The organism is Sphingobium xenophagum NBRC 107872 (assembly GCF_000367345.1).
Taxonomy (GTDB): domain Bacteria; phylum Pseudomonadota; class Alphaproteobacteria; order Sphingomonadales; family Sphingomonadaceae; genus Sphingobium; species Sphingobium xenophagum.
Genome location: NZ_BARE01000077.1, coordinates 1 through 11551, shown reverse-complemented (window position 1 = coordinate 11551; position 11551 = coordinate 1). Strand labels below are relative to the sequence as shown.

The window sequence follows — 11551 nt, the reverse complement described above, 5'->3', positions numbered from 1 at the left end:
TGACTGGAAAGAAATTCAGGCCGCCGCGGTCCAGCGGGTGCGGGCCGGCGGGCGCGCACCACCGTCGAGCCGCAATATTTCAGCGTTGATCATCGGACTGCGGATCAGGAACATGGCGGCATCGGCAAATTCCTGCGCGGTGCCCGCGCGGCGGGGAAATTCCATGCCGTCGATCAATTCGTCGACCAGCGCATCGGGCATGGGCGCCGTCATCGGCGTTGCAAAAAAGCCGGGCGCTATCCCCACGCAGCGGATCGCATGGCGCGACAGGTCGCGCGCCCAAATCAGCGTCAGCGCAGCCAGCGCCGCCTTCGACGCGCCATAAGCGTCCATCCCTTCCTGCCCCTCGAACGAGGCGATCGAGCAGGCGTTGAGGATGATGCCGCGTTCGCCATCAGGGCCATCGGGCATATTGGCAATCATGGAATGGGCAACATGGGCAGTGACGGCAACCGCGCCGATCAGGTTGACGTCGATCACCCGCCGAAAAGCGCTGATGTCCCCCGGACCAGCGGGCGATGCGATCGAACCGATGCCGCCGATGCCAGCCACATTGGCCAATATCGCGATCGGGCCATGGCGATCGACAATGGCCGAGATGACAGCCGCTACCGCCGCTTCGTCCGTGATGTCGCAAGGGATCGATTCGATCCCGGTCAGGGTAGCCGGATGTCGATCGAGCACGACGACCCGCGCTCCTGCGTCGCGCAGCGCATGCGCCAAGGCTTCGCCCAGGCCCGATGCGCCCCCGGTCACGAGCGCCAATTTGCCGTTCACGTTCATCCCGCCTCGCTCCGCCGTTCATGTCGACGATTTAATAACGATCGTTATCATCTAGCGGGTCGACGGCGTTGTCAAGCCAGCGCCGGGCGGGCCGATAGGCAGGATCATAAAATTCGCTTGCCAATTCTCCCTGCGATATTGTATCCCTAGCATACATATTCGGTGAGGCCGCCCCCGGCCCGCCTTTCACAGGACCAGCCAGGGAGCAGGATGATGGAAAACGAAAAAGACGTCGTATCGGTGCATGTTGAGGACCGGATCGCCTGGGTGAATTTCGCCCGCCCCGCCAAGCGCAACGCGATGAGCCCGACGCTCAACCGGCGCATGATGGAAGTGCTGGACGAACTGGAATTCCGCGACGATGTCGGCGTACTGGTGTTGAGCGGCGAAGGCACGGCCTGGTCAGCGGGCATGGACCTGAAGGAATATTTCCGCGAGACCGAGGCCGATGGCCTGCGCGGTGTGCGCAAGTCGCAGCGCGAAAGCTATGGCTGGTTCCGCCGCCTGCGCTGGTTCCAGAAGCCGACCATCGCGATGGTCAATGGTTGGTGCTTTGGCGGTGGCTTTGGCCCGCTGTTCGCCTGCGACCTCGCCATCTGCGCGGATGAAGCGCAGTTCGGCCTGTCCGAAATCAACTGGGGCATATTGCCCGGCGGTGGCGTGACCAAGGTGGTGGTCGACCTGCTGTCGATGCGCGACGCCATGTGGCTGACGCTGACCGGCGACCTGATCGACGGCAAGCAGGCGTCGGCCATGCGACTGGTCAATGAAAGCGTGCCGCTCGACCAGCTCAAAGACCGCACCCGCGCGGTTGCCGACAAGCTGCTGTCGAAGAATCCGGTCGCTCTCAAATTCGCCAAGGATGCAGTCCGTCGCGTCAACACCATGACCTATGACGAGGCCGAGGATTATCTGGTGCGCATGCAGGAAGCAGCCAATTTCCACGACAAGACTGAAGGTCGCAAGGAAGGCATCCGCCAGTTCATCGACGAAAAAAGCTACAAGCCGGGCCTGGGCGCCTATGACCTGTCCAAGGCCAAGGCGAACGCTGACAGCGCAGCCTGATTCCCCTAACCCTCCTGACGGGCGCCGGACAATGTTCGGCGCCTATTTTTTCATATCCGCGATATATCCATATCCGCGAAACTGTGGCAGGGTGCTCCAAACAGGAGGAGGATCTTTATGTCCATTGCCACCACCCATGTGGGCAGCCTGCCGCGTGGTGACGCACTGACCCCGCTGCTGCTGGCCCGCGACAAGGGGGAGCCCTATGACGCTGCAGCGTTCGACACATTGGTGCAAGCCGCCGTTTGCGAAGCCGTGACCGCCCAGATCGAGGCGGGAGTATCGATCGTGAGCGATGGCGAATTGGGCAAGGTTGGCTATTCCACCTACATGATCGAGCGATTGTCGGGTTTTGGCGGTCATACCGACCGCAGGCCTGCCGCCGACCTCGCGCCCTTGCCGGAACTGCGGCAGAAGCTGGCTGCGATCATGGGCAGTCAGGATTTTACCCGCGCGTCCTGCATCGGGCCGGTGCGCAAGGTGACGCTGGAACCGCTGCATGACGATATCCGCCGGTTCAAGGCCGCGCTGGCGCCCCATGGGGATGGCGTGCGGGCGTTCATAAACGCAGCCTCGCCAGGACTGATCACTGCCTTTCAGGTCAATCGCCATTATCCAAGCCACGAAGCCTATCTGGCCGATCTGGCCGACGCGATGCGGGAGGAATATGAGACGATCGTCGCGGCAGGCTTCGACCTGCAACTCGATTGCCCCGACCTAGCGATGTCGCGGCACACTGGCTATCAGGACGCCAGTGAAGAAGAATTTCTGAAAATTGCCGCGGCCAATGTCGAGGCGCTCAACGCTGCCACCGCAAATATTCCGCCGGAACGGATGCGGATGCATATTTGCTGGGGCAATTATGAAGGCCCGCATGACCATGACATTGCGCTGGAGAAGGTGATCGACATCATCCTTGCCGCCCGTCCGGCGACCATCCTGTTCGAGGGCGCTAATCCCTGCCACGAACATGAATGGACGGTGTGGCGCGATGCGACCATTCCCGATCATAAGATATTGGCGCCGGGCCTGATCGACACCTGTTCCAACTATGTCGAGCATCCCGAACTGATCGCCCAGCGGATCGAGCGCTTTGCGCGGATCGTCGGCAAGGATCGGGTGATCGGCAGCACCGATTGCGGGTTCGGTACATTTGCTGGCTATGGCAAGATCGACCCGGCAGTGACGTGGAAGAAATTGCGGTCGCTGCGCGCGGGCGCGGATCTGGCGGACGCACGGCTGTGACGGCGGATGAACGACGCGACATCGAGGCGGATTGCGCGCGGCTGATCGCGCTCTATGCCAATTTGAACGATGCCGCCGATTGGCAGGGCGTGGCGGCCCTCTACGCGCCGGACGGACGGATGGCGCGGCCAACGGCACCTGACGACTGGGTGGAGGGGCGCGACGCCATCCTGGCAGCGTTCCTTGCCCGCCCGGCGCGGGTGACGCGGCACATTTGTTCCAATGTCGTGATCGACGTGCTGAGCGCGACCGAGGCGGTGGGGGAAAGCGCGATGCTGTTGTTCACGGGCGATAGCGCGCCTAAGGTCGGATCGTTTCACGACCGCTTCGTCCTGGGCGCGGCGGGATGGCGCTTTGCCGAGCGGCGGGGTAGCCTGACTTTCCAGGGGAGCTAACTGCCCATGAATGGCACCACGCCATCTACTGTCAAATCGGCGATGCGGACGATCGACATCATAGAATATGTCGTCGCGCGGCCGGCAGGCGTGGTGGCGCAGGAGATTGCGGCGGGCCTTACCATTCCAGTCAGCAGCCTGTCCTATCTGCTCGCAACGCTGGTCGAGCGACAGTATCTGGCGCGGGTCGGGCGGCGCTACCTGCCCGGCCCGGCATTGGCCCGGCTCGTGTCGCCACGCATGGCCCTGTCGCTGGCGGACAGGGTGCGGCCGCTGGTCAAATCCTTGCGGTCACAGACCAACGAGACCGCGTCTTTCTTTGTGCGGGACGGTTGGCAACTGGAAGCCATTGTCACGGAAACAGCGGAACAGTCGCTGCGCTATTCGATCAGCGTGGGAACGCGGATTCCCATGCACAGCCTGGCGGCGGGCAAGGCATTGCTGGCTACGCTGTCCGGCGATGAAATCGACGCCTATTTCGCACAAGTGCGATTGGAGCCGTTCACGCCCCATAGCGTGACAGACGAGAAGGCGTTGCGAAAGGAACTGGCAGCGATCCGCACGACGGGCGTTGGGCGCACGCGGGAGGAGTATACGCCGGGCATTTGCGGCCTTGGTATGGCGGCATTGGTCGATGGCATGGCGGTCGGCGCCTTTGCTGTCGCCATCCCCCTGCCCCGCTTTACCGCGGAGCTGGAAGCCCGCGTGGTTCAAAAACTGGAGCAGACCGTCGGTCTTTTCGCCGCGGCGGAGACGCCAGCATAGTGAGAGAAAAGGCCATCCGGCAGAGGCGCGCCGTGCAATGCCGCCGTCGGCTTGTTACAGCTCAATGCGGGCCGAGCATGGAACCTCATCCTGAATTCTAGACGTCGGACAGTCGATGACGGAACCGATCCTTACCTCATATTGCGAATGACACTCTGGACGGGCGGCAGCTATCGAGCCGCGGGCGCAGTTGTTCCCGCGCTCTGCATCGTTCTGGCCAGTACCAGACCGGACGCGACAGCGACCGCGCCAATCATCACGCCTGGCGTCGCAGGTGAATTTGACCAGTTTTGAAGCAGATATGCCGCATAAGGAGCAGCGCCGCCAAACACCGCCGTCGCCGTGGTTGCGCCCAGCGCCAAGCCGCTGAGGCGGACGCGCGCGGGAAATTGCTCAGCCGTTGCCACGGCACCCACGGCGCTCACCCCGCCTGCCAGCGCGGCCAGCAACATGACGGCGAGCAGGGCGGGCATCCGGTCGCCATGGGCAATGAGCGAGAACATCGGCACCGACAGCGTGGCGCATAATCCGCACAAGCCCAGTAAAACCGGCCTGCGGCCAATGCGATCGGACAACCATCCGATACAGGGCGTCACCAGGATGACAACCAGCGCGGCAACGGTCGAAAGTTCCAGCGCCGCCGCTTCGTCCGCCGATTGGACCAGACTGACGAAGGAAGGAACATAGGTAATGCCGACATAATAGGAAATCGAACCGATCGCCGATATCGCAAAGCCGATGCCGATGCCCCGGCGCTGGTTCAGCAAGGCGTCGCCCATCGGCGAACGGCTTGAGGCATTCAAACCTCTATCCGATATGAAGGCAGGCGGTTCGGGAATCATCTGTCGGACCAGCCAAATCCCGGCAGCCAGGGCGGCACCAAACAGGAACGGTATGCGCCAGCCCCAGCTATCAAGGCTTTCCTGCGGCAGCGCGTTGGTGAGCCAGGCGCAGAGCCCGACAGCCAGCAGCCCGCCAATTTCGCTCGCGGCTGCCGCGCTGGACGTCACAAGACCGCGCCGGTGTTTGGGTGCTGTCTCGAACAAATAGGTCACGACCGCTGGATACTCGCCGCCCACGCTAAAGCCCATGAGGCAGCGCATCACGATCAGCAACCAGCCCGCACTGGCGCCGATCTGGGCGTGGGTCGGAAGCAGCGCCAATACCAGCATGGAAACCGTCATCAGCGTCATAGATAGAAGCAGGGTAGGCTTACGGCCCCGTCTATCACCGAACTGACCGAAGGCGATCGCCCCAAGCGGGCGCATCAGATAAGCGATGGCAAATCCCGCGAGCGTTTTGCCCAGACTTTCGCCACCAGCCCCGAAAAACACTCGCGCCAGGGTCGGCGCAAAATAGAGACAGAGTGTGAAATCATACCATTCCACCACCGTGGACAGAGCAACCGCTATCATGGAACGGCGGGGAATGGGTTCAGTGGAGGCAGTCACGCCATGTCTCTGGCCAGCCGCAGTCCCATGAATTGCCAACGATGATGGGGATAGAAGAAGTTGCGATAGCTTGCGCGCATATGGCCGCGGGGTGTCGCGCAACTGCCGCCACGCAACACGCACTGTCCGCTCATGAACTTGCCATTATATTCGCCAATCGCGCCATCGGCAGCGCGAAATCCGGGATAGGGACGAAAGGCACTGCCGGTCCATTCCCAAACATCGCCGAAGAAGGAAGGGCCATCTTGCGCCGGACGCGGACGGATGTCCCCGGCCCTATCCAGCAAATTGCCGCGATCTGGATCATGCTGCGCAGCCGCCGCTTCCCATTCGGCTTCGGTCGGCAGCCTCGCTCCAGCCCAGGTGGCGAAGGCATCCGCTTCATAAAAGCTGACATGACAGACAGGAGCAGCCGGATCGACGGGACTGCGGCCCGATAATGTGAAACTGGTCCAGCCATTTTCACCATCCGCCCAATAAAGAGGGGCCTGTATATCGTTAGCCTGACGCCAGGCCCAGCCATCGGACAGCCACAGACGCGGATCATCATATCCCCCGTCTGCCATGAAGGCGAGCCAGTCCGCGTTGGTGACCTGTCGATCGGCGATCTGATGCGAATGCAACAACGCGGTGTGGCGCGGTCCTTCACAATCGAACGCGAATTCCCGGCCCCCGGTCGTGCCAGCGCCGATTTCGACCAACCCCTCTTTACCGTCCAACCAACTGAGCGGGCCGGGCTGCCCGTGAGGCGCGCCACTTTCGCGCGGCCAGAGCGCATCCTCCAGCGGGTTGAGGGAGAAGGCGTGAAGAATATCCGTCAGCAACAATTCCTGATGCTGCTGTTCATGCTGACACCCCAGGTCCACCAGCGCCAGCACTTGCGGCGAAAGTTGCCCGATTGCGCGATCCATCGCCGCATCCACCGCGGCGCGATAGTCAAGAATGTCGGCAAGCGAAGGGCGCGACAACATGCCACGCGCCGCGCGCGCCAGTCGCGCGCCTTCAGCTTCATAATAGCTGTTGAACAGAAACGGCCAGTCCGCACGATAATGGCGATAGCCCGATACATGGTCGCGCAGGATGAAGGTTTCGAAAAACCACGTCGTGTGCGCCAGATGCCATTTGGCCGGCGACGCATCGGGCATGGATTGTATCGTCGCATCCGCGTCCGAAAGCGGGTTTGCCAGGTCTCCGGTCAGTTTGCGGACAGAATGGTAGCGATCCTGCGCAGCGCCCATCAGCCCGCCACGCGCAGCAGGTGAACGCTGAACAAGGCGTCCTCGTCCGTCCATACGTCGACGCTATCGAACCCGGCTTCTTTGGCAAGAGAGGCAAATTCGCCGATTGTATATTTGTGCGAATTTTCGACATGGATCGCCTCGTCCCGCGCGAAATCGAAAGACCGGCCATCAAGCCTGACCGTCTGATCGCGACGACTGACCAGCGAAATTTCGATATGGCCAGGCTGGCTGACATAACGAGCGCGATGCGCAAAGGCGCCAGTGTCGAAATCGGCGGCCAATTCCCGATTGGCGCGATGCAGAAGGTTGAGACTGAACTGCGCCGTTACTCCTTGTGCATCGTCATATGCATCCTCCAGCAGGGCGATGTCCTTCTTCAGATCGACGCCAATCAGCATCAGGCCATCCTGGCCCAGGCGCTGGCTCCATCGGCGCAAAAACGCACGCGCATCATCCCGGTCGAAATTGCCGATGGTCGATCCGGGGAAGAAGCAGACGTCGCGCAAATTCCCGCGCGTCGGCAGATCAAGCTCTCCAAGATAATTGCCGCAAACCGAATCGACTTCGATAGCGGGATAGCGCGTCCGCACGGCGGCAGCCGCCGACGCAAGCGGGACAGGCGATATGTCGATACAGATATAGGCGCGCACCTGCTCCATCGCATCAAGCAGGATTTCGGCCTTGCCGCCCGATCCTGCGCCCAATTCTATAAAGCGTATGTTACCGCGGATCGTCTCAGCGATCGCCTTTGCATGCGTCTCCAATATCCGCCGCTCGGTTCGCGTCGGATAATATTCCGGCAGTTCGCAAATACGGTCGAAAATTGCCGATCCCGCTGCGTCATAGAGGAACCTGCACGGGATCGCCCGGTCCGGTCTGGACAATCCCTCCACCACTGCCTGTCGAAATTCGGCTGTATCAGAGACGGGCGCAGGGGTGACCAGATCGATCAGCGTTTCATCATTTTCGATCGCATTGCGCGCCATATTGTACATGCAGAGTTCCTGTTAGCTTCAATGGCCGGGGATAAAGCGTGATTCATATCTGAGCCAACAGGAAGGACCGAGCGAGGAAAGCCGTTGGCAACAGAGGAGTCTCATTGTCCTGTTGTGGTTCGATTACAAAGACCCGCGTGGAAGTCGAAATAGCAAAACGATCGCCACGCGATAGCGTTCCGCGGTATGTGACAGGCCAGTTGTTCCAGACCATTTGTCGGTTGCTGCAATGGCGACATCGCGCCTTCCATGTCGTGGACAATGCAGCAACGATACCGGAGCGATGGCCCCAATCTTGCAAAAATCCCATGTCACCGCCATCTCCCCGCTGCATCGTGACATAAGGGGAGTAACATCGTGACCACCGAGACTGCATCGCGGCCTGAGACCCACGCCTTTGAGGCGGACGTGTCAAAGTTGCTGCACATGATGGTGCATTCGGTCTATTCCGACCGCGACGTCTTTTTGCGCGAATTGATTTCAAACGCAGCCGACGCCTGTGAGAAGCTGCGTTATGAAGCCATTGCCACGCCTTCGCTGCTGGGGGACGATCCGCAACCGCGCATCAGCCTGACGCTGGATGCTGACCAGGGGCGGTTGACGATCGAGGATAATGGCATCGGCATGACCGCAGCGGACATGGGCGAGACGTTGGGGACGATCGCGCGGTCCGGAACAAAAGCGTTCATGGACAGGCTGGCAGCGGACGCAGGCAAGGCGGATTCGCAATTGATCGGCCAGTTTGGCGTTGGTTTCTATTCAGCATTCATGGTGGCACGCGAGGTGGAGGTCTTTTCCCGCCGGGCAGGCGCTGACGATGCGGCATGCTGGCGTTCCGACGGGCTGGGAACCTATACGATCGCCCCCGTGGACCTGGACGATGCGCCGCAACGCGGCACCCGCGTCGTCCTCCATCTGCTCGATGATGCCAAATCTTATGCGGAGCGATCAACCGTAGAGCGGATCGTCAAGGCGCAGTCTGGCCATGTGCCCGTGCCTATCACCCTGTTCGAAAAGGCCGATAGCGAAGGCGCGCTTGTCGCCGATGGCGCTGCATTGTGGCTGAAGCCCCGTTCGGAGATCAGCGAAGCCGACTATGCCGACTTCTACCGCAGCGTTGCCGGGCAATATGATTCACCTGCACATACCATTCACTATAGGGCCGAAGGACGGTTTGAATATTCGGTCCTGACGTTCATTCCGCAGACCAAGCCGTTCGACCTGTTCGATCCCGACCGCAAAGGGCATATCAAGCTCTATGTGCGCCGGGTCTTCATCACGGACGAAGCACCTGTATTGCCCCGCTACCTTCGCTTCGTACGCGGGCTTGTGGATTCAACCGATCTGCCGCTCAACATGTCGCGCGAGATGATCCAGGACAGCCCGGTCTTGGCAGCCATTCAAAAGGGCGTGACGGGCCGCGTGTTGAACGAGCTGCAGAAACTGGCCGATAGCGACAGCGAAGCATATCTGCGTATATGGGAGAATTTCGGGCCGGTTCTCAAGGAGGGCCTTTATGAGGATTTCGAGCGGCGCGACACGCTGCTTGGTCTCGCCCGCTTCAAGACCACGACGTCTGGTGATGACTGGCGTTCGCTCAAAGATTATGTCGCGGACCTGCGGGAGAACCAGACGGCCATCTACTATGCCACCGGCAGCGATCTGGATCGGCTCTCAACATCCCCGCAGTTGGAAGGTTTCCGCGCCCGCGGCATAGAGGTGTTGCTGCTTCCTGATCAGGTCGACAATTTCTGGACCTCGATTGGTGTCGACTTTGACGGCAAACCGTTCAAGTCGGTGACCCAGGGCGGTGCCGATCTTACCCTCATCCCACTGAGCGACGGTGCCCCATCGTCCCCTCAGGCAGAGGCGGGCGCGCTGGATAGCTTCATTGCCTTTGCCAAAGAGGCGCTCGCCGGATCCGTATCCGACGTGCGGGTGTCGGAGCGGCTGACAAGCAGCGCGGTCTGCCTGGTCGCGTCGGAAAGTGGGATGGATCGACAATTGGAGAAGTTGCTCGCCAATGCCGGGCAACTGCCACAGGCAAGCCTGCCTGTGCTGGAAGTTAATCCCGGCCACCTGTTGATCCAGAAGCTCGCGACGACCGATGATGCGAATGCGATGAAGGCCGATCTGGCCCATCTACTGCTGGATCAGGCGCGGATCGCCGATGGTGAGCAGCCGAGCGATGCCCGGGCGTTTGCGGAGCGGCTCGACAGGCTCATGCGCCGCGCCGTCGATTAGGCCATGGCCGCGCGGGAACCTTATCGACGGATCGGGATCATAGGCACTGGCCGGGTTGCTGCGGCAATCGGGCTGGTGCTTGCCCGCCACTCTGGCGATCCACTCCATATCTGGGGCTACAATCCGGCAAATTCGGCTGCTCTTGCCGCATCAATCGGCCGGGCCAGTGCCGTGACGCAGTTGGCCGATATAGGCGATGGGTGCGATCTGATCATTCTGGCTGTCTCGGACGATGCGCTAGAACCTTGCATCCATCAACTTGCAGCGGTTGCCGGATCGGCGCCGGCCTTTGCCTTCCATGTCAGCGGACGCAGTGGCGCAGGGATACTGGCCCCGCTCCATGCCAAGGGCTGGGGTACCGCGGCTGTTCATCCGGCCATGACCTTCACCGGCGATCCGATCGCCGAAGCGCAGCAGATGATCGGCGCGCGTTTCGCGGTGACGGCCAGCACGGCGCAGTCTGTCGCGAAGGCGCGGGCCATAGTCGCGCTGCTGGGCGGCGTGCCAGTCGAGATCAGCGAAGCGCACCGACCGCTCTACCATGCCGCGCTCTGCCATGGCGCCAACCATCTGGTTACTCTGATTGCCGGCGCCACAGAAGCCTTGGCGGCGGCAGGCGTTGACGATCCCGCAGCGCTGCTGGCACCGCTTGCCCGCGCCGCGCTGGCGAACGGGCTCGGAAAGGGCATGGCTGGCCTGTCAGGTCCGCTGCTGCGCGGCGACGCGGCAACGATCGGCAGGCATCTGGTCGCCTTGCGACAGGACTGCCCCCCTCTCCTGTCGCCATATCGTGCCATGGCCTCCGCAACGCTTGACGCGCTGGAAAGGGCGGAGGGATCAAGCGGGTCTGATGCCTGTCGCTGGCTTCTGGAAACGGATGAATGATAGCGCCGATAATGGATTCGCCACCCTATTGAGCGAGTGGTAATTGGCGGAAATCACGGGCAATGCCGCTTCCGGCCGCAACCGACATCTGCCCCAAATGGAAACGGGGGACGCCTTTCGGCATCCCCCGCTCCTCCCGCTCACAAGGAGTGATCAGGCCTTCTTGGTGCGCCAGCCGTCGGCATAATTGTCGCGGGCAGCTTCCGAATAGGGGACCGAGGAAACGATCGCCTTGATTTCGGTCTGGACGTGAGGCTCGACGGTCGGCTTGGAGGTGCCGCCATTGGGTTCGCCCCAGAGCAGGGTCACTTCGGTGCCTGGTTCGGCGAACTCGGCATCGACCATCGCCAGCGCCAGGAAGCGACCTGCGTTGATGGTATAACCGATCCAGGTGGACAGACCGATGGTCTTGCCGTCCTTCAGCACTGCGTCATAGGGATGCATGCAGTAGACCGCGCTGGGGAATTCAAGGAACTTGGGCT

At 61.4% G+C, this 11551-nt stretch carries 11 protein-coding genes; 6 read left to right on the top strand and 5 right to left on the bottom strand.

Features of this window, described 5'->3' with window-relative positions; all coding sequences use genetic code 11:
• Positions 1-15: 15 nt before the first annotated feature.
• A complete protein-coding gene (locus SX1_RS20855; RefSeq protein ID WP_017181826.1) occupies positions 16-783 on the bottom strand; it encodes an SDR family NAD(P)-dependent oxidoreductase in 768 nt (255 codons plus the stop codon).
• 210 nt (positions 784-993) lie between these two features.
• On the opposite strand from SX1_RS20855, the gene SX1_RS20845 reads away from it, so the two are divergent.
• From SX1_RS20845 to SX1_RS20830, 4 genes are all read left to right on the top strand, one after another.
• Positions 994-1848 carry a p-hydroxycinnamoyl CoA hydratase/lyase gene (locus tag SX1_RS20845; RefSeq protein ID WP_017181828.1) on the top strand — a complete coding sequence of 285 codons (855 nt, stop codon included), beginning with the start codon at positions 994-996 and terminating at the stop codon, positions 1846-1848.
• 117 nt (positions 1849-1965) lie between these two features.
• Entirely contained in the window at positions 1966-3093 is a 1128-nt protein-coding gene (locus tag SX1_RS20840; protein WP_017181829.1) for a cobalamin-independent methionine synthase II family protein, read from the top strand.
• Positions 3090-3488, top strand: a complete 399-nt coding sequence (locus tag SX1_RS20835; RefSeq protein ID WP_241763587.1) for a nuclear transport factor 2 family protein — start codon at positions 3090-3092, stop codon at positions 3486-3488. Before SX1_RS20840 ends, SX1_RS20835 begins: the two co-directional genes overlap by 4 nt.
• A gap of 6 nt (positions 3489-3494) precedes the next feature.
• Positions 3495-4253: an IclR family transcriptional regulator gene (locus SX1_RS20830; protein WP_019054646.1), complete on the top strand. Its 759-nt coding sequence runs from the start codon at positions 3495-3497 to the stop codon at positions 4251-4253.
• 170 nt (positions 4254-4423) lie between these two features.
• Here SX1_RS20830 and SX1_RS20825 read toward each other — a convergent pair whose 3' ends face one another.
• Genes SX1_RS20825 through egtD form a run of 3 tightly spaced genes read right to left on the bottom strand, consistent with a single transcriptional unit; the run spans position 4424 to position 7940 of the window.
• A complete protein-coding gene (locus SX1_RS20825) occupies positions 4424-5668 on the bottom strand; it encodes an MFS transporter (protein ID WP_019054645.1) in 1245 nt (414 codons plus the stop codon).
• Between the two features lie 32 nt (positions 5669-5700).
• The gene (egtB, locus tag SX1_RS20820; RefSeq protein WP_019054644.1) at positions 5701-6942 is read right to left on the bottom strand and encodes an ergothioneine biosynthesis protein EgtB; all 1242 of its coding nucleotides are present in this window, start codon (positions 6940-6942) and stop codon (positions 5701-5703) included.
• A complete protein-coding gene (gene egtD / locus SX1_RS20815; protein WP_017181834.1) occupies positions 6942-7940 on the bottom strand; it encodes an L-histidine N(alpha)-methyltransferase in 999 nt (332 codons plus the stop codon). Before egtD ends, egtB begins: the two co-directional genes overlap by 1 nt.
• Before the next feature lie 357 nt (positions 7941-8297).
• On the opposite strand from egtD, the gene htpG reads away from it, so the two are divergent.
• Positions 8298-10184 (top strand): molecular chaperone HtpG, encoded by a 1887-nt coding sequence (htpG, locus tag SX1_RS20810; protein WP_026150011.1) that lies wholly within the window; start codon positions 8298-8300, stop codon positions 10182-10184.
• A gap of 3 nt (positions 10185-10187) precedes the next feature.
• On the top strand, positions 10188-11069 hold the full coding sequence (locus SX1_RS20805) for a Rossmann-like and DUF2520 domain-containing protein (protein ID WP_019054642.1): 882 nt from the start codon (positions 10188-10190) through the stop codon (positions 11067-11069).
• Positions 11070-11222: 153 nt separating this feature from the next.
• Here the strand turns inward: SX1_RS20805 and SX1_RS23220 are convergent.
• A partial coding sequence (locus SX1_RS23220) for a glycine cleavage T C-terminal barrel domain-containing protein (protein WP_043146229.1) occupies positions 11223-11551 on the bottom strand: 329 nt, incomplete at its 5' end.